Source organism: Nonomuraea sp. NPDC049400, assembly GCF_044466425.1.
Classification (GTDB): Bacteria; Actinomycetota; Actinomycetes; order Streptosporangiales; family Streptosporangiaceae; genus Nonomuraea.
The window spans coordinates 244276-262462 of record NZ_JBITMP010000006.1 but is presented as its reverse complement, the minus strand read 5'-3'; the positions used below and the strand labels follow the sequence as shown (position 1 = coordinate 262462).

Annotated in this window: 16 protein-coding genes; 11 read left to right on the top strand and 5 right to left on the bottom strand. The window is 70.5% G+C overall.

Translation table 11 applies throughout. The annotated features are described in order from the left end of the window. The first annotated feature begins 136 nt into the window (after window positions 1-136). Window positions 137-523, top strand: a complete 387-nt coding sequence (locus tag ACIBVN_RS11195) for an SAV_6107 family HEPN domain-containing protein (protein ID WP_349448033.1) — start codon at window positions 137-139, stop codon at window positions 521-523. Window positions 524-1090: 567 nt separating this feature from the next. Here the strand turns inward: ACIBVN_RS11195 and ACIBVN_RS11190 are convergent. From ACIBVN_RS11190 to ACIBVN_RS11170, 5 genes are all read right to left on the bottom strand, one after another. After that, the gene (locus ACIBVN_RS11190; RefSeq protein ID WP_055503136.1) at window positions 1091-1585 is read right to left on the bottom strand and encodes a transcriptional regulator; all 495 of its coding nucleotides are present in this window, start codon (window positions 1583-1585) and stop codon (window positions 1091-1093) included. 301 nt (window positions 1586-1886) lie between these two features. Then, window positions 1887-2747 carry a universal stress protein gene (locus ACIBVN_RS11185; RefSeq protein ID WP_397135040.1) on the bottom strand — a complete coding sequence of 287 codons (861 nt, stop codon included), beginning with the start codon at window positions 2745-2747 and terminating at the stop codon, window positions 1887-1889. Continuing rightward, window positions 2748-4169 carry an amino acid permease gene (locus ACIBVN_RS11180; protein WP_397135038.1) on the bottom strand — a complete coding sequence of 474 codons (1422 nt, stop codon included), beginning with the start codon at window positions 4167-4169 and terminating at the stop codon, window positions 2748-2750. 10 nt (window positions 4170-4179) lie between these two features. Beyond that, window positions 4180-5115 (bottom strand): carbamate kinase, encoded by a 936-nt coding sequence (gene arcC / locus ACIBVN_RS11175; protein WP_397135036.1) that lies wholly within the window; start codon window positions 5113-5115, stop codon window positions 4180-4182. Between the two features lie 12 nt (window positions 5116-5127). Continuing rightward, window positions 5128-6372, bottom strand: a complete 1245-nt coding sequence (locus ACIBVN_RS11170; protein ID WP_397135034.1) for an arginine deiminase — start codon at window positions 6370-6372, stop codon at window positions 5128-5130. Between the two features lie 191 nt (window positions 6373-6563). On the opposite strand from ACIBVN_RS11170, the gene pyrR reads away from it, so the two are divergent. The 10 genes from pyrR to gmk all read left to right on the top strand — a co-directional run bounded on the left by pyrR (window position 6564) and on the right by gmk (window position 18184). Further along, window positions 6564-7109: a bifunctional pyr operon transcriptional regulator/uracil phosphoribosyltransferase PyrR gene (gene pyrR / locus ACIBVN_RS11165; RefSeq protein ID WP_349448028.1), complete on the top strand. Its 546-nt coding sequence runs from the start codon at window positions 6564-6566 to the stop codon at window positions 7107-7109. Next, window positions 7106-8023: an aspartate carbamoyltransferase catalytic subunit gene (locus ACIBVN_RS11160; RefSeq protein WP_397135032.1), complete on the top strand. Its 918-nt coding sequence runs from the start codon at window positions 7106-7108 to the stop codon at window positions 8021-8023. The genes pyrR and ACIBVN_RS11160 overlap by 4 nt, the downstream gene beginning before the upstream one ends. Before the next feature lie 61 nt (window positions 8024-8084). Beyond that, complete coding sequence (locus ACIBVN_RS11155; RefSeq protein WP_397135030.1) at window positions 8085-9443, top strand: dihydroorotase; 1359 nt, start codon at window positions 8085-8087, stop codon at window positions 9441-9443. Beyond that, window positions 9440-10546, top strand: a complete 1107-nt coding sequence (gene carA, locus ACIBVN_RS11150; protein WP_397135028.1) for a glutamine-hydrolyzing carbamoyl-phosphate synthase small subunit — start codon at window positions 9440-9442, stop codon at window positions 10544-10546. Before ACIBVN_RS11155 ends, carA begins: the two co-directional genes overlap by 4 nt. Beyond that, window positions 10533-13820 (top strand): carbamoyl-phosphate synthase large subunit, encoded by a 3288-nt coding sequence (gene carB, locus ACIBVN_RS11145; protein ID WP_397135026.1) that lies wholly within the window; start codon window positions 10533-10535, stop codon window positions 13818-13820. The genes carA and carB overlap by 14 nt, the downstream gene beginning before the upstream one ends. A 23-nt stretch (window positions 13821-13843) precedes the next feature. Further along, window positions 13844-14710, top strand: coding sequence for a dihydroorotate dehydrogenase electron transfer subunit (locus ACIBVN_RS11140; RefSeq protein WP_397135314.1), 867 nt, complete (start codon window positions 13844-13846; stop codon window positions 14708-14710). After that, window positions 14700-15677, top strand: a complete 978-nt coding sequence (locus tag ACIBVN_RS11135; protein WP_397135024.1) for a dihydroorotate dehydrogenase — start codon at window positions 14700-14702, stop codon at window positions 15675-15677. Before ACIBVN_RS11140 ends, ACIBVN_RS11135 begins: the two co-directional genes overlap by 11 nt. A gap of 58 nt (window positions 15678-15735) precedes the next feature. After that, on the top strand, window positions 15736-16431 hold the full coding sequence (pyrF, locus tag ACIBVN_RS11130) for an orotidine-5'-phosphate decarboxylase (protein ID WP_397135312.1): 696 nt from the start codon (window positions 15736-15738) through the stop codon (window positions 16429-16431). A 719-nt stretch (window positions 16432-17150) separates the two neighbouring features. Further along, a complete protein-coding gene (gene mihF, locus ACIBVN_RS11125; protein ID WP_020541698.1) occupies window positions 17151-17474 on the top strand; it encodes an integration host factor, actinobacterial type in 324 nt (107 codons plus the stop codon). Between the two features lie 116 nt (window positions 17475-17590). Next, window positions 17591-18184, top strand: coding sequence for a guanylate kinase (gene gmk, locus ACIBVN_RS11120; RefSeq protein WP_397135022.1), 594 nt, complete (start codon window positions 17591-17593; stop codon window positions 18182-18184). Window positions 18185-18187: the final 3 nt, after the last annotated feature.

Below are 18187 nucleotides of genomic sequence, written 5' to 3'. Positions count from 1 at the left end.
GTCAGTGGGGTCTGCAAGTGTTGGCTCCACCGGCTGGACGCCGGCAGCCGCCCACGACTCCAAGGAGGCGCGCAAGATGGCACCACGGCCTAGAGACACGCCCGGGCCCCGGCTGTCGCCTGCGGTTCGGGCACACTTGACCGATTCACGTTCCTGCCTGGCGGAGGCGGCCGGCGCCCGCACTCCGGCATCCCGATATGTGGCGGCCCACCTGGCAGCCCTTCGCGCGGCGGCGGCGATGCTGGCCGCCCGTCCCCGTCCCATGGAGGGCCGCAGGCGCCGCCTGCGCAGCGCCTGGGACCTGCTGCCGGAGGCCGAGCCGCACCTGGCCGAGTGGGCGGCCTACTTCTCGGTGAGCGCCGCCAAGCGCGCCGCCGCCGAGGCGGGCATGGTCAGCAAGGTCAGCGCGGCCGACGCCGACGAGCTCCTGGCCGAGGCGGAGACCTTCGTCTCCACGGTGGAAGACCTCCTGGGCGTCCCCTCCCAGCCCCAGCTACCGGTGGACGTCCCCCTGGCGGGCTGAGCGCCTGCCTGTCACGCTCAGGGGCACGGCTCGCCGACCCGGCACGGCGGTCTTCGGCCTGGGCCGCGCGTGCTCCCGTCGCGTGGGCTCGGGAGCCGAACGCGGACCGCCCGCGAACGCTTGCCCGCGTCTGAGCCGAGCACTCGCCTCGCGCGGCCTGCGTCAGGGACGAGCGGCCTGCGCCAGGGACGCGCCTCGTGGATGCCCGCTGTCCGGAATACGGCGCCCGGAGCGGCATGGCGGCCCCGCAGGAACGCCACTGTGCGCCGGGCTTGGAGTGCGGCACCGGCCAAGGGTGCCGAGTGTGCGTGCGGTGCGATCCCATGCCCGTCGAGGTTCGCGCTCGAGACGAGGCCCGGATGCTACGCGCGAGGCGGCCGGTCGGGCGTGCCGACGGCGAAGGTGATCTTCATCACACATCGAAGGGTCGGAGATCACGGCGGTGTGCGCCGAGCTCGGCCCCGGGAAGAAACGCGAGGCAGGTCGTCCCCGGTGCGAGGAGCCGGTGGGCTCGCCGGTGCGGCGGCGAGCCCTCAGGTGGACGACCTGCCTCCAGGTCGAGACCGGCTAGAACGACTCGACGGCGCGGCGCGCCTCGGCGTCGAGGACGCCCCAGCTGATGAGCTCCTCGGTCAGCTCGCTCGGCGACTTGTCATAGATCACGGCCAGGGAGCGCAGGTCCTCCTGGCGGATCGACAGCACCTTGCCGTTGTAGTCACCGCGCTGGCTCTGGATCGTGGCGGCGTAGCGGGCCAGTGCCCCCGCCTTCTCCTTGGGCAGCGCCGCCAGGCGCTCCAGGTCGATCACAAGCTTGGGCGTCGGACCGAGCGGGCTGGGCGCGGCACCGCCCGGCAGCAGCTCGGATACGGGCACCCCGTAGAAATCGGCAAGCTCGGCAAGCTTCTGCACGGTCACCGCTCGGTCGCCACGCTCATAGGAGCCCACGACTACGGCTTTCCACCTGCCGCGCGACTTCTCCTCGACCCCGTGCAGGGACAGGCCCTGCTGGGTGCGGATGGCGCGCAGTCGTGCACCCAGCGACTTTGCGTACTCAGACGGCATTGTGTGGCCCCCCGGCTCTCGTATGTATCGCTCTCAGTAGATTGTGCTCCCTTGCGGCGTATGCCCTAGCCACCGGGGGGTCTGGTGCCGAGCTAGGCACCAACGGTAGCCGTGGCCCCGGGTTTAACCCGGAACGCCGCGAGGTGTGGTTACGGACAGTGACGGTAAAGGGGCGGACGCCTAAGGTCAAGCTGATTGGAAAAAAGATGCCGAATCCGGTCCGGTAGAGAACGCCACAAACGCACCTGCTGTCCCATTTGTAACAGTACTTCGTCATAGTTTGACGAGGAATTTCGCCTCGTCACTTCTCGCGTGTGAGAATCATGACAGGACAGGTCGCAGCCCGTACGATCTTGATCGAGGTGTCGCCGAGGAAGACCCGCCTGAGTGGCCCGGTGGCGCTCGAAGCGCATATGATCATCTCACCGGGGAGCCACGAGGTCGCACCGAGGGCTTGCGCGACGTTGGGGCCCTCCAGCACCTCCACCTCCACCACCTGTGGCCGCCCGTGGGCCGCCGCCCGCAGGTTCGAGGCGGCCTCGTCGCGCAGGCGCATGAGCATCTCCTCCTCGACCTTGGCGGGCCTGCCGCTGCTGATCACCAGCGTGACCAGCCGCAGCGGGATGCCCAAGGACCCGGCCGTCGCCGCGGCGTCCTTGACCGCCGCGTCGCAGCCGGGGCCGCGGCGGTAGGCGACGGTGAGGCGTTCGAGGGCGGCGGGGGGCTTGTCGGCGTAGCCGTGGGGGGCGAGCAGCACGGGGACGGAGGACGAGTGCAGGAGCTGGTCGGCGGTGCTGCCCAGGGCGATGCGGCCCTTGCGGCCGCCGGGGGCCGAGCCGATCACCACGACGTCGGCGCCGCGCTTGCGTGCCAGCTCCACCAGCCCGCGTCCGCTGCCTTTGTGCGTGTGGACCACGTAGTCGGCCTCCTCGCCCGCCAGCTGGCGCGCCTGCCAGAGCGTCGCGTCGGCCTGCTCCATCAGGTACGCCCGCCACGCGCTCTCCTCGGCCTTGGCCGGCCCGGGCGTGGACCACGCGGGCGGCTGCACGAACGCCACCGTCAGGCGCCCGTGCGCCTGCCGCTTGAGCAGCACGGCCAATGCCAGCCCGTCCAGGCCCCTGGGCTCCGGCATGTAGCCGGCCAGCACGTCGTGGAGCTTCATTCAGGTCACCTCGGCATTCAGCCGCGAATGGCCGTAGCCGTACAGGAAGTAGCAGATCAGACCCGCGAGCATCCACAGCCCGAACGCCACCCAGGTGGCCCCGGCCAGGCCCGCCATCACGACGACGCACAAGATCGCGCCGAGCACCGGCGTGGCGGGGAACAGCGGCGCGCGGAAGCCGCGTGGCAGTTCGGGGCTGCGGTAGCGCAGGACCAGCACGCCGACGTTCACGATGGCGAAGGCGAACAGGGTGCCGATGCTGGTGGCCTCGGCGAGCTGGCCGAGCGGCACCAGCCCCGCCAGCACGGAGATGAACGCGGCGACGATGAGGGTGTTGGCGACGGGGACCTGGTGGCGCATGTCCACCCGCTGGAAGATCCGCGGGATGAGCCCGTCGCGGGACATCGCGAACAGGATGCGGGTCTGGCCGTAGATGACCGTGAGCACGACGCTGGCGATGGCGATCACCGCGCCGAACGAGACGATCAGGCCCGGCCAGGACGCCCCGGCGGCCAGGTCGGCGATGTGGGAGAGGCCGGCCTCGGTCCTGTCCGGGTCGAAGTCCGTCCACGGCATCGCGCCGATGGCCGCCACGGCCACGAGCACGTAGACGGCCGTCACGACGGCCAGTGACAGGATGATCGCGAGGGGCAGGTCGCGCCTGGGGTTCCTGGCCTCCTCGCCGGCGGTCGAGGCGGCGTCGAAACCGATGTAGGAGAAGAACACCTGCGAGGCCGCCGCCGTGATCCCGGCCACCCCCATGGGGGCGAACGGCGCGAAGTTGCGGGCCTGGAAGGCCGTGAACGCCACCGCGCAGAAGAAGAGCAGCACCACGACCTTGATCACCACGAAGATCGCGTTCGCCGTGGCGCTCTCGGAGGCCCCGTACAGCAGCAGCCACGTGGCGAGCAGGACGATGACGATCGCGGTGACGTTGACCACGCCGCCGCCCTGGCCGGGGGAGCGAGTGACCGCCTCGGGCAGCGTGAAGCCGAACAGGGCCCGCAGGAACGCGTTCAGGTATTCGCCCCAGCCGACGGCCACGGCCGCCACGGAGACGGCGTACTCCAGCATGAGGCACCAGCCGCAGACCCAGGCCACCAGCTCGCCCAGCGTCGCGTACGCGTAGGAGTAGGACGAGCCGGACACCGGGATCGTCCCGGCCAGCTCGGCGTACGACAGGGCCGAGAACAGCGCCGTGATCGCCGCCAGCACGAACGACAGCACCACCGCCGGCCCCGCCTTGGGCACCGCCTGCCCCAGGATGACGAAGATGCCGGTGCCGAGCGTGGCGCCGACGCTGAAGAGCGTCAGCTGCCACAGCGACATGGTCCGCCGCAGCTCGCCGCCCTCCCCGTGACCGCCCTCCGCGACGATGCGCTCGGCGGGCTTGGTTCGGAAGAGCCGTCGGGCCAGCGTCACCGGAAACCCCCTACAGCGTGCTCGTCAGCGGCCAGCTGCCGTTGGGTGTCACGATCGTTCCCGCCGAGCCGTCGAGTATGCGCTCGGCCTGGTCGAGCCGTCCGATCGCGGCCATGTCGCCGGTCGTCTCCACGAACCGGCAGGCCGCCTCCACCTTCGGCCCCATCGACCCGGCGGGGAACTCCAGGGCGCGCAGCTCGTGCGGCGTGGTGTGGGCGATCTCGCTCTGGTGCGGCGTGCCGAAGCCGCGCATGACGCGCGGCACGTCGGTGAGGCTCAGGAACGCGTCGCAGTCGAGCGCCTCGGCCAGCATCGAGGTGGTGAGGTCCTTGTCGACGACCGCCTCCACGCCGGTCAGCCTGCCGCGCTCGTCGCGGACGACCGGGATGCCGCCGCCGCCCGCGCAGATCACGACCACGCCCTCGCGGATCATCGTGCGGATCAGCCGGGTCTCGACGATGCGGCGGGGAACGGGCGAGGGGACGACGCGCCGCCAGTGGGAGCCGTCCTGCCTGACCGTCCAGCCGTACTCGGCGGCCAGCTTCTCCGCCTCCTCCTGCGTGTAGACCTGCCCGATGAACTTGGCCGGGTGCTCGAAGGCGGGATCGACGGCCGTCACCAGCGTCTGCGTGACCATGGCCAGCACCTGCCGGCCGGGCAGCGCGTTCTGCAGGGCCTGCTGCATCCAGTAGCCGATCATCCCCTGGGTCTGCGCGCCGAGCGTGTCGAACGGGTACGGCCTGGTCAGGCTCGGGTCCGCGGCGCTCTCCACGGCCAGCAGGCCGACCTGCGGGCCGTTCCCGTGGGTGATGACCAGCTCGTGCTCGAGTGCCAGCCGGGCGAGCGTCTTGACGGCCGCCCGGATGTTGGCCTGCTGGACGTCCGCGTCCGGCGCCTGGCCGCGTTTGAGCACCGCGTTGCCGCCCAGCGCGACGATGACCCGCATCCGCCTACCCCCTCATGCCGCGTCGCGCTCGAGCGGGCAGCTCATGCAGCGCGGGCCGCCGCGCCCCCTGCCGAGCTCGCTGCCCCTGATCGTGATGACCTCGATGCCGTTGTCGCGCAGGTAGTTGTTCGTGGTCGTGTTGCGCTCGTAGGCGACGACCACGCCGGGCTCCAGCGCCAGCCCGTTGCAGCCGTCGTCCCACTGCTCCCGCTCGGCGGCGCGGACGTCCTGCGTGGGGGTCAGCACTTTGATGTCGTCCAGGTCGAGCGCGTGGGCGATGGCCTTGTGCATGTGCTCGGGCGGGTGATCGGTGACCTTGAGCTCCTTGCGCGTCTCGCCGGGCTCGATGGTGTACGCGGGCAGCATCCCGAGGCCCGCGTACTTGGTGAACACGCCAACGTCGAGCATCGTCATCACGGTGTCGAGATGCATGAACGCCCGCGCCTTCGGCATGTCCAGCGCCACGATGCGCCGCGCAGAGCCGGCGGCGAACAGCCGCTGCGCCAGCATCTCGACCGCCTGCGGCTGGGTGCGCTCGCTCATGCCGACCAGCACCGCGCCCCGGCCGATGACCAGCACGTCGCCGCCCTCCATGGTGGCCGGCGCCACCGACTGCCCCGGCATCCAGCAGTGGAAGCCGCCCCTCTCGGGCCGGCCGAAGCCGTCGGCGAACGTCGGGTGGTACATGTAGACGGCCTCCATGTTGACCGTCTCGCGCATGCGGGCCTTCTTCTTCATCGCGTTGATCGACACGCCGTCGTAGATCCAGCAGGACGTGTCGCGGGTGAAGAGGTGGTTGGGCAGCGGCGGCAGGATGAAGTCGTGCTCGCCGGTGGTGTGGAAGGTCACAGAGTCGGGGTCGCAGCCCATCTCGACCAGCTCGCGTTTGGTGACGCCGCCGGTCAGGTAGAGCTGCAGCGTCGCCGAGTCCATGCTGTCGAGGACGTTGCGCACGTCGTCGATGGCCCCGGGACCGAGCCAGCGCTCGTCGATGACCGCGTCCATGATGTGCTTGCGCGCCTCCGGGATCTCGACGGTCTCCCTGAGCAGGTCGGCCAGCAGATGGACCTTGACCCCGCGGTCGGTCAGCACCCGCTGGAACTCCTCGTGCTCCTCCATCGCGCGCTTGGCCCACAGCACGTCGTCGAAGAGGAACGCGTCCTTGTTGGACGGGGTCAGCCGCTTGAGCGCCAGGTCCGGCCGGTGCAGGAGCACCTGGCGCAGGCGCCCGACCTCGGAATCGACGTGAAAGGTCATCTCCGCTGTGTCTCCTCCAGACGGCACATCGCCGGCGGGTGAGGCCGGTACGCCATCCGTACCCCGTCGGTGCGTCGTGACGCCATGCGAGGCCCCTCGCATTGTTCCTGGTAGCCCCTGGTACTGTGTGTGCCGACCACAACACCCTTTAAGACCCGTCCCGTGAGGCGGGAAAGGTGGTGAGATTCGCCATGTCCGATTCCAGAGCCGTGCTCGAAGCCCCGGACATCCATCGGGCGCTGACCCGGATCGCGCACGAGATCCTCGAGCGCACCAAGGGCGCCGACGACGTCATACTCCTCGGCATCCCCACCCGCGGCGCCACGCTGGCCCGCCGGCTCGGAGAGCGCATCCAGCAGTTCGAAGGCGTCAAGATCCCCGTCGGCTCGATCGACATCACGATGTACCGGGACGACCTGCGGCTCAAGCCCGCCCGGCCCCTCGGCCGCACCGATCTGCCGCCGGACGGCATCGACGGCCGCGTCGTCGTGCTCGTGGACGACGTCCTCTACTCCGGCCGCACCGTGCGCGCCGCGCTCGACGCGCTCAACGACCTCGGCCGGCCCACCGCCGTGCAGCTGGCCACGCTGGTCGATCGCGGCCACCGCGAGCTGCCCATCCGCGCCGACTACGTCGGCAAGAACCTTCCCACGGCCAAGAGCGAGAAGGTCAGGGTCTACCTGCAGGAGATCGACGGCCGCGACGCCGTGCTCCTCGTGAAGGGGGACGCCAAGTGAACCGCCACCTGATCTCCGCCGGCGACCTGTCCAAAGAGGACGCGCTGCTCATCCTCGACACCGCCGAGGAGCTGGCGAGAGTCTCGGAACGTTCCATCAAGAAGCTGCCCACGCTGCGCGGGCGCACGGTGGTCAACCTCTTCTTCGAGGACTCCACCCGTACGCGGATCTCGTTCGAGGCGGCGGCCAAGCGGCTGTCCGCGGACGTGATCAACTTCTCGGCCAAGGGGTCGAGCGTGTCCAAGGGCGAGTCGCTCAAGGACACCGCGCTCACCCTCGAGGCCATGGGCGCCGACGCGGTGGTCATCCGCCACGGCGCCTCCGGCGCGCCGCACCGCCTGGCCACCTGGGTGCACGGCAGCGTCGTCAACGCCGGCGACGGCACCCACGAGCACCCCACGCAGGCGCTGCTCGACGCCTTCTCGATGCGCCGCCGCCTGGGCAGCCTCGAAGGGCGCAAGGTCACGATCGTCGGCGACGTGCTGCACAGCCGGGTCGCCCGCTCCAACGTGCTGCTGCTCCACACGCTCGGCGCCGACGTCACGCTGGTGGCGCCGCCCACGCTGCTGCCCGTCGCCGTCGGCTCCTGGCCGTGCGAGGTGTCGTACGACCTGGACGCGGTGCTGCCCAAGTCGGACGTGGTGATGATGCTGCGCGTGCAGAAGGAGCGGATGAACGCCGCGTACTTCCCGAGCGAGCGCGAATACTCCCGCCGGTACGGGCTCGACCGCGACCGGTTCGCCAAGATGCCCGACGACGCGATCGTCATGCACCCCGGGCCGATGAACCGCGGGATGGAGATCGCCGCCGAGGTGGCCGACTCGGCCCGGTCCACGATCGTCGAGCAGGTCGCCAACGGCGTGACCATCCGCATGGCCGTCCTGTACCTGCTGCTTGGGGGAGAGAGCACGTGAGGGAGCGAAGCGAGCGAACCAATAGGCACAGCATCTTGATCATTGTGCCGACGAAGGAGGCATGATGATCATCGGAAATGTCAGGATTCTCGGCGGGGAGCCCGTCGACATCCGCATCTCGGACGGGGTGATCACCGCGATCACTCCCGCCGGCCACGAAGGGGCCGCGGTCAGTGGTGGCCGTCCTTCGGGAGAAAAGGGGAAGGGCGGCCCGGCGCACCCCGACGAGGAGCTCGTGGTGGACGGCGCGGGCGCGATCGCGCTGCCCGGCCTCGTGGACCTGCACACGCACCTCCGCGAGCCCGGCCGCGAGGACGCCGAGACCGTGCAGACCGGGACGCAGTCGGCGGCCCGGGGCGGCTACACCGCCGTGCACGCCATGGCCAACACCTCGCCCGTGGCCGACACCGCGGGCGTGGTCGAGCAGGTGTGGCGGCTCGGGCACGAGTTCGGGCACTGCGACGTGCACCCCGTCGGCGCCGTGACCGTCGGCCTGGAGGGCAGGCAGCTCGCCGAGCTGGGCGCGATGGCCGACTCGGCCGCCCGCGTGCGGGTCTTCTCCGACGACGGCAAGTGCGTGGACGACGCCGTGCTGATGCGCCGCGCCCTGGAGTACGTCAAGGCGTTCGACGGCGTCGTCGCCCAGCACGCCCAGGAGCCCAGGCTGACCGGCGGCGCCCAGATGAACGAGGGCGTCGTCTCCGGCAGGCTCGGCCTGACCGGCTGGCCCGCGGTCGCCGAGGAGGCGATCATCGCCCGCGACTGCCTCCTGGCCGCCCACGTCGGCTCCAGACTGCACGTCTGCCACGTCTCCACGGCCGGCTCCGTCGAGATCATCCGCTGGGCCAAGTCCAAGGGCTGGAACGTCACCGCCGAGGTCACCCCGCACCACCTGCTGCTCACCGACGACCTCGTCGAGGAGTCCCCGGTCGGCGCGTACAACCCGATCTACAAGGTCAACCCGCCGCTGCGCACCCGCGCCGACGTCGAGGCGCTGCGCGCCGCGCTGGCCGACGGCACGATCGACGTCGTCGCCACCGACCACGCCCCGCACCCGGTCGAGGACAAGGAGACCGAGTGGTCGGCCGCGGCCATGGGCATGATCGGCCTGGAGACGGCGCTCAGCGTGGTCCAGGAGGCCATGGTCGAGACCGGGCTGCTCGACTGGGCGGGCGTCGCCCAGCGCATGTCCGTCGTGCCCGCGCGCATCGGCCGGCTGTCCGGCCAGGGGCAGCCGCTGGAGGCGGGCGCTCCGGCCAACATCACGCTGTACGACCCGTCCGTACGCACCGAGGTGGATCCGTCGGCATACGCGTCGAAGAGCAGGAACACCCCGTACGAGGGGATGACGTTGCCCGGCAGGGTAGTGGCCACGTTCCTGCGCGGCAGGCCGACCGTTCTCGAAGGGAAGCTGGTTTGAACACATCGGTGCTCGTCCTGGAAGACGGCCGCGTCTTCCACGGAACTCCGTACGGCGCCGAGGGCGAGACGTTCGGCGAGATGGTCTTCAACACCGGCATGACCGGCTACCAGGAGACCCTCACGGACCCGTCCTACCATCGGCAGATCGTCGCCATGACGGCGCCCCACATCGGCAACACCGGCGTCAACGACGAGGACCCGGAGTCCAGGCGCGTCTGGGTCGCGGGCTACGTCGTGCGCGAGCCGTCCAGAGTCGTCTCAAACTGGCGGGCCAACCGCTCGCTCGACGACTACCTCAAGGAGCAGGGCGTCGTCGGGATCGCCATCTCCGGCACCCGTGCGCTCACCCGCCACCTGCGCGAGCGCGGCGCCATGCGCGCCGGCATCTTCACCGCGCCCACCCAGCCGGTCGAGGAGCTGGTGGAGCGGGTGCGGCAGTCGCCCCGCATGGAGGGCGCCGACCTCGCCGCCGAGGTGGCCACCACCGAGCCCTACGTCGTGCCCGCCATCGGCGCGAAGAAGTTCACGGTCGCGGCCGTGGACCTGGGCATCAAGGGCATGACGCCGCACCGGATGGCCGAGCGCGGCTGCGAGGTGCACGTGCTGCCGGCGACGGCCACGTACGAGCAGATCATGGCGGTCGAGCCGGACGGCGTGTTCTTCTCCAACGGGCCCGGCGACCCCGCCACCGCGGACGTGCGCGCGCTCCAGGGCGTCCTGGAGGCCAAGGTCCCCTTCTTCGGGATCTGCTTCGGCAACCAGCTCTTCGGGCGGGCCCTGGGCCTTTCCACCTACAAGCTGCGGTACGGGCACCGGGGCGTCAACCAGCCCGTCCAGGACGTGCGCACGGGGAAGGTGGAGATCTCGGCACACAACCACGGGTTCGCCGTGCAGGCGCCGCTCGACGGGCCGTTCGACACCCCGTACGGCAAGGCCGAGGTCAGCCACGTCAACCTCAACGACCGCTGCGTGGAAGGGCTGCGCCTGCTCGACGGGCGCGCCTTCAGCGTCCAGTACCACCCGGAGGCCGCCGCGGGGCCCCACGACGCCGCCTACCTTTTCGACGAGTTCTGTGAGGTCATGAGCCGTGCCCAAGCGTGAGGACATCAGGTCCGTCCTGGTGATCGGCTCGGGGCCGATCGTGATCGGCCAGGCGTGCGAGTTCGACTATTCGGGCACCCAGGCGTGCCGCGTGCTGCGGGCCGAGGGCTTCCGGGTCATCCTGGTCAACAGCAACCCGGCGACGATCATGACGGACCCGGAGTTCGCCGACGCCACGTACGTGGAGCCGATCACCCCCGAGTTCGTCGAGAAGATCATCGCCAAGGAGCGGCCCGACGCGCTGCTGCCGACGCTGGGCGGGCAGACCGCGCTCAACACGGCGGTCGCGCTGCACGAGTCAGGCGTGCTGGAGAAGTACGAGGTCGAGCTGATCGGCGCGGACTTCGACGCGATCCAGGCGGGGGAGAACCGCGAGCGGTTCAAGGAGATCGTCGCCAAGGTCGCCCGTGAGCACGGGCTCAACGCCGAGTCGGCCATGTCGGCCATCTGCCACACGATGGACGAGTGCGTGGCCGCCGCCGGGGAGCTGGGCTACCCGGTCGTGGTCCGGCCGTCGTTCACGATGGGCGGTGCCGGGTCCGGGTTCGCCTACGACGAGGCCGACCTGCGGCGCATCGCCGGCGCGGGGCTCGACGCCTCTCCGACCACCGAGGTGCTCCTGGAGGAGTCGATCCTCGGCTGGAAGGAGTACGAGCTGGAGGTCATGCGCGACAAGAACGACAACGTCGTCATCGTCTGCTCCATCGAGAACATCGACCCGATGGGCGTGCACACCGGCGACAGCGTCACCGTCGCGCCCGCGCTGACCCTGACCGACCGCGAATACCAGAACATGCGCGACGTCGCCATCGCGGTCATCCGCGAGGTCGGCGTGGACACCGGCGGCTGCAACATCCAGTTCGCGGTCGACCCGCGCACCGGGCGCATGATCGTCATCGAGATGAACCCGCGCGTGTCGCGCTCCTCGGCGCTGGCCTCGAAGGCCACCGGGTTCCCGATCGCGAAGATCGCGGCCAAGCTGGCCATCGGCTACACGCTCGACGAGATCCCCAACGACATCACCAAGGAGACCCCGGCCTCCTTCGAGCCGACGCTCGACTACATCGTGGTGAAGGTGCCGAGGTTCGCGTTCGAGAAGTTCAGGGGCGCCGACCAGACGCTCACCACGCACATGAAGTCCGTGGGCGAGGCCATGGCCATCGGCCGCTCCTTCCCCGAGGCGCTGCAGAAGGCGCTGCGGTCGCTGGAGAAGAAGGAGTCGTCCTTCACCTGGGCCGGGCCTATTTCCGACAAGTCCGAATTGCTGGCAGCATGCCGGACCCCGCACGACGGGCGGCTGCGCACCATGCAGCAGGCCATCAGGGCGGGCGCCACGCCCGATGAGCTGTTCGAGGCGACCAACGTCGACCCCTGGTTCATCGACCAGCTCTTCCTGCTCCACGAGGAGGCCGAGGCGGTCGCCGCCGCGCCCGAGCTGACCTCCGAGGTGCTCGAGCGGGCCAAGCACCACGGCTTCAGCGACGCGCAGATCGGCGAGATCCGCGGCATCGACGAGGCCAGGGTGCGCGACCTGCGCCACGCCCTGGGGCTGCGACCGGTCTACAACACCGTCGACACGTGCGCCGCCGAGTTCGCTGCCAAGACGCCGTACCTCTACTCGACCTACGACGAGGAGAGCGAGGTCCCCTTCGGCGAGCGCGAGAAGGTCATCATCCTCGGCTCCGGGCCCAACCGCATCGGGCAGGGCATCGAGTTCGACTACGCGTGCGTGCACGCCTCGTTCGAGCTGTCCAGGGCCGGGTTCGAGACCGTCATGGTCAACTGCAACCCCGAGACCGTCTCGACCGACTACGACACCTCCGACCGGCTCTACTTCGAGCCGCTGACGCTGGAGGACGTCCTGGAGGTCGTGCACGCCGAGCAGCAGAGCGGCCCGGTCGTGGGCGTGATCGTGCAGCTCGGCGGCCAGACGCCGCTGGGGCTCGCGCAGGCGCTCAAGGACGCGGGCGTGCCCGTGGTCGGCACCTCGCCCGAGTCGATCCACCTGGCCGAGGAGCGCGGCGCGTTCGGGCGGGTGCTGGCCGAGGCCGGCCTGCCCGCGCCCAAGCACGGCACCGCGCTCACCGTCGCGGAAGCGCGGGAGATCGCCGAGGAGATCGGCTACCCCGTGCTCGTCCGGCCGTCCTACGTGCTCGGCGGCGCCGGCATGGCCATCGTCTACGACGAGGACACGCTGACGACCTACATGGCGGCCCAGGAGGGCGGCCACCCGGTGCTGGTGGACAAGTTCCTGGACGAGGCCATCGAGATCGACGTCGACGCGCTGTACGACGGGTCGGAGCTGTATCTCGGCGGCGTCATGGAGCACATCGAGGAGGCCGGGATCCACTCCGGCGACTCGGCGTGCGCGCTGCCGCCCATCACGCTCGGCAGCCACGACATCAAGCGCATCCGCGCCGCCACCGAGGCCATCGCCCGGGGCGTGGGGGTGCGCGGGCTGCTGAACGTCCAGTACGCGATGTCGGCCGGAGTCCTGTACGTCCTGGAGGCCAACCCGCGCGCCAGCCGCACCGTGCCGTTCGTGTCCAAGGCCACCGCGGTGCCGCTGGCCAAGGCGGCGGCCCGGGTGATGCTCGGCGCCTCGATCGCCTCGCTCCGCGAGGAGGGCATGCTGCCCGCGACCGGCGACGGCGGGACGCTGCCGCTCGACTCCTCCATCGCGGTCAAGGAGGCGGTGCTGCCCTTCAACCGGTTCAGGGGCGTGGACATCGTGCTCGGGCCCGAGATGCGCTCCACGGGCGAGGTCATGGGCATCGACGAGTTCTTCGGGACCGCGTACGCCAAGTCCCAGGCAGGCGCCTACGGCCACCTCCCGACCAAGGGACGCGCGTTCGTATCCGTGGCCAACAGGGACAAGCGTGCGATGATCTTCCCTGTGAAGGCGCTGGCGGATCTCGGTTTCGAGATCCTGGCCACGGAGGGCACCGCCGAGGTGCTGCGCCGTAACGGCGTCCATGCCAAGATCGTGCGAAAGCACAGCGAGGGGACAGGTCCCGGAGGTGAGCCCACGAGCGTGCAGGCCATTCTCGACGGCGAGGTCGACCTGATCGTCAACACGCCCTTCGGCAGCCCTGGACAGTCGGGGCCGCGGCTCGACGGCTACGAGATCCGCACCGCCGCGGTGCTGCGCGGCATCCCGTGCATCACCACGGTCTCGGGGCTCGCGGCCGCGGCGGCGGGCATCCAGGCGATCGTGCGCGGCGACGTCGGCGTACGGTCACTCCAGGAGCACGCGCAGGCACTCCGGGGCTGACCCCGCACGGGAGGTGAAGACGACTGGCCGGCACTCCGGTGCAGGTGACGGGCACGGTGCTCACGACGCGCCGGGTCGACGCCTACCATGCGCTGACGGTGGTGGCGCCCGGCATTGCCGAGCGCTACCGCCCCGGTCACTTCGTCTCCGTGGCGGTCGGTGGGGCCTACACGTCGATGGTGACGCGCCGCGCGCTGTCCATCCATGACGTCAAGTCCGACTACGGCGGCACGGTCGAGCTGGTCTTCACCGCCTCGGGGCCCGGCACGGCCTGGCTGGCCGAGCGGCGCGCCCGCGACACGCTCGACCTGGTCGGGCCGCTCGGCCGGCCCTTTCCGCTGCCGCGCGACCCCGCGCACTGCGTGCTGGTCGGCTCCGAGTACGGCTCCGCGGTGCTGTTCCCGCTGGCCGACGCGCTGCTGGAGAGGGGCTGCCGGGTCGACTTCGTGCTGGGCGGAGCCGGGGCCGAGCGGGTGTTCGGGGCCATGCGGGCCCGCAGGATCGCCGAGACCACCACGCTGACCACCGAGGACGGCTCGCTCGGGCTACGCGGTAAGGTCACCGACGCGCTACCCTCGGTGATCGCCGACACGCGGGCCGACGCGGTCTACGCCTGCGCGCCCATGGAGACGCTGCGGGCGGTGACGGCGGTGGGGATGGAGTTCGACATCCCGGTGCAGGTGGCCGTCGAGGAGTCGATGGCCTGCGGCATCGGGGTGTGCATGACGTGCGTGCTGCCCGTCATCGGGGACGACGGAGTGACCAGGATGGTTCGGGCGTGCGCTGAAGGGCCGGTGTTCCGGGGGGAGCGGGTGCGCTTCGAGGACGTGGGAACGATCCCGTTCGACGCGCTCGGCGCCCCCGGAGGCGGTGCACGACATGTCAGTTGATATGCGGACATTTCTGGCGCACGTGGAGCTCGCGAACCCGATCACCACGGCCGCCGGATGCGCCTCCTCAGGGCGGGAGCTCGCCCAGTTCTTCGACCTGCACCGGCTCGGGGCGCTGACCACCCGCTCGATCACCATGGCGCCCCGCGCGGGGCGCCCCACGCCGCGCATGGCCGAGACGCCCTCGGGCATGCTGAACGCCGTGGGGTTGCAGGGCCCGGGCATCGACGCGTTCCTGGAGCGGGAGCTGCCCTGGCTCGCCCAGAGGGGCATCAAGACCATCGTCTCGATCGGCGGCGGCACCGTCGCCGAATACTCCGAGCTGGCCCGCAGGCTCGCCGACGCGCCCGGGGTCACCGCGCTGGAGGTCAACCTCTCCTGCCCGAACATGGAGGACCGCGGCCGCGTCTTCGCCCGCGAGGGCAGCGCGGCGGCCGAGGTGATCGCCTCGGTGCGGTCCATCATGCGCTACGACGTGCCGGTCGTGGCCAAGCTCGCGTCCGACGTGGCCGACATCGTCTCGGTCGCCCGGGCCTGCGTGGACGCCGGGGCCGACGCGCTGTCCATGATCAACAACCCGCTCGGGATGGCCATCGACACCGAGGCGCTGCGGCCCTCGCTCGCCGCCGTCACCGGTGGGCTGTCGGGGCCCGCCATCCTGCCGCTGGCCGTACGGTGCGTGTGGCAGGTCCACGCGGCGCTACCGGGGGTGCCGCTGATCGGCATCGGCGGCGTGATGACCGGCAGGGACGCCTTCCAGCTCGTCCTGGCGGGCGCCTGCGTGGTCGGGGTGGGCACGGCGCTGTTCCACGACCCCTACGCCTGCCTGCGCATCGAACGCGAGCTGGAGGACCTGCTGAGGGCCCGCGGCTTCCAGCGTCTGGCCGACGCCGTGGGGCTCGCCCACCGCCCGCCGGGGAGCGCCCCCCGCCATCTGCTCGTCGACTCCGAAGAGAGCACCCCGTGATCATCAGTCGTCATTTCTGCCATATCGAGGAGAGCACGTCTTGACTCCCGCACCCCTCCTGACTCCCGCGCCCATCGCCGTCGCGCTGGACGCCCCCGACCTGGAGACCGCCGCCCAGTGGGCGGCCCTGGTGACGCCGCACGTCAGCACGGTCAAGGTGGGTCTGGAGCTCTACCTCCGCTACGGCCCCGACGTGATCGCCTCCGTGCGGGGGGCGAGCGGCGTACACGTGTTCCTCGACCTCAAGCTCCACGACATCCCGAACACCGTCGCCGGCGCCTCCCGCGCCGTGTCCCGGCTGCGCCCGGCGATCCTCACCGTGCACGCCGCCGGCGGCCCGGCCATGATCCGCGCCGCCGTGGACGCCGCCGACCCGCACACCAAGATCGCCGCAGTGACGATCCTGACCTCGCTGGGCGAGGACGACCTGAGCCGGATCGGGCTCGTGGGGCCCGCCGACGACGCCGTGCGCCGCCTGGCCGCGCTGTCGGTGGAGTCGGGGGCCACGGCGCTCGTGTGCTCGCCCAACGAGGTCGCCGCGGTGCGGGCGGAGGTGGGGGAGGGGATCACGCTCATCACGCCCGGAGTGCGGCCTGCCGGGGCCGACACGCAGGACCAGGCGCGGGTGGCCACCCCGGAACAGGCGCTCGCCGACGGAGCCGACCTCCTCGTCATCGGCCGCCCCATCACCGGTTCGCCGGACCCCGGCGCGGCCGCCGCCGCCATCGCGGCCTCTCTGCGCCGAGCGTCCTGACGTTCCCCGCTTTCCCCCCGTTCGCCCTGCCATGGCCGGCGCGCTCGGCTCACGGTGGGGCCGCCGTGGGCCGCGCGCCCGTCAAGAGCCTCGTTCGCCACGGCTGCGCAGGGTGGGCCGCACGCGCCGACGTCCCTTGCCGTCCGCCATGGCCGGCCGCCGAGGCCCGTGACGCGCATCCTTGCCTGTCGTGCCGACTCGTGGGTGACGCGTGTCCTTGACCGCCACCGTGGCGAATCGCCGGCCGCGCCTCCACTGCCACCGTGACGCGGATGACGCGGTGCGCACGCGTGCGACTCCCGTCGTGCCGGGTCGACGGATCATGGTCGCCTGGACCCCTCGGGCGCCGCGGCGCGGGCCGGTTTCGCGAACTTTCGGATCATGGGCGTGCAGGGGTCATCCCAAGATCGTAATGCATCCGCGAAGGCGCTCGTACGCGATCTTCGTTCGAGGTTTCGGCCCTGGTGTGGGCGAGGTTTCGGACATTTGCGGGTGGCTGGAATGCGATCATCGTTGCGTTTCGCGACACCGTCGTGAGCCGACGCGCGAAGCGGGAAGTGAGGGCGATTTGATCAGCGGAATGTGATTTTACGGACACGGACAGTGATGAAGTGGATTTTGTGCGGAGAGAAACGGCGCTTGACGTTGCTTAGGGGGCGATGACCAGCTAGTTTCCCTTCCCGTCCGAGTACATCGACAGAAATTCGAGGTGACCCGGCGTGGCTCTTCCTCCACTGACCCCTGAGCAGCGCGCCGCAGCCCTGGAGAAGGCTGCAAAGGCCCGTAAAGAGCGTGCCGAGGTCAAGAACCGGCTCAAGCATGGCGCGGTTTCTCTGGCTGAGGTGCTCAAGGATGGGCAGACCGACGACGTCATCGGCAAGATGAAGGTGTCGGCCCTGTTGGAATCGCTCCCCGGCGTGGGCAAGGTCCGCGCCAAGCAGCTCATGGAGCGGCTTGCCATCGCCGAGTCCCGCCGCGTGCGGGGTCTCGGCGCGAACCAGAGGGCATCCCTCGAGCGCGAGTTCGGTGGCAACGAGAGCTAATCTCTGTTCCACAAGAAAGCGCAGGTTCAACGGGGGGTAGGAAAGTGACCGACAGGTCCTGGTCCGGCGAAGTCAGTGCCTACGAGGCATTCGGGCCCGGAGCGGAGGTCGGATTCTTGCCCTTGAGCGAACGGCGGCTGACGGTCCTTTCAGGGCCGTCGGGCGTCGGCAAGTCCACGGTCGTCGCCGAGCTCCGGCGGGCACACCCCGAGGTGTGGCTGTCGGTCTCGGTGACCACCAGGAGGCCCCGGCCCGGCGAGGTGAACGGGGTCCACTACTTCTTCGTCGACGGCGAGGAGTTCGACCGGCTCGTGGCGGCCGGCGAGCTGCTCGAGTGGGCGGAGTTCGCGGGAAACCGCTACGGCACACCGCGCGAGCCGGTGCTGAAGAAGCTCGCCGACGGCGTGCCGACGCTGCTCGAGATCGACCTCGAAGGCGCCAGGCAGGTGCGCAGGAGCATGCCGGAGGCGCTGCTGGTGTTCCTTGCTCCGCCCAGTTGGGAGGAGCTGGAGAAGCGGCTGCGCGGCCGCGGCACCGAGCCGGAGGACGTCATCGCGCGCCGCCTCGAGGCGGGGCGGATCGAGATGGCCGCGGAGCCGGAGTTCGACCTGACTCTCGTGAACACGAACGTCCAAGTCGTGTGCTCTCGGCTGATAGCCTTGATGACTGACCCTCAGGGGGTCACGACAACCACCAACCGAGAGGTCTGACAA

Bases quoted from the DNA above. Each gene is read 5' to 3' on its own strand.
- ACIBVN_RS11190 (WP_055503136.1), bottom strand. From the start codon at position 1,585: ATGCCGTCTGAGTACGCAAAGTCGCTGGGTGCACGACTGCGCGCCATC.
- ACIBVN_RS11185 (WP_397135040.1), bottom strand. From the start codon at position 2,747: ATGAAGCTCCACGACGTGCTGGCCGGCTACATGCCGGAGCCCAGGGGC.
- arcC (WP_397135036.1), bottom strand. From the start codon at position 5,115: ATGCGGGTCATCGTCGCGCTGGGCGGCAACGCGGTGCTCAAACGCGGC.
- ACIBVN_RS11170 (WP_397135034.1), bottom strand. From the start codon at position 6,372: ATGACCTTTCACGTCGATTCCGAGGTCGGGCGCCTGCGCCAGGTGCTC.
- pyrR (WP_349448028.1), top strand. From the start codon at position 6,564: ATGTCCGATTCCAGAGCCGTGCTCGAAGCCCCGGACATCCATCGGGCG.
- ACIBVN_RS11155 (WP_397135030.1), top strand. From the start codon at position 8,085: ATGATGATCATCGGAAATGTCAGGATTCTCGGCGGGGAGCCCGTCGAC.
- ACIBVN_RS11135 (WP_397135024.1), top strand. From the start codon at position 14,700: ATGTCAGTTGATATGCGGACATTTCTGGCGCACGTGGAGCTCGCGAAC.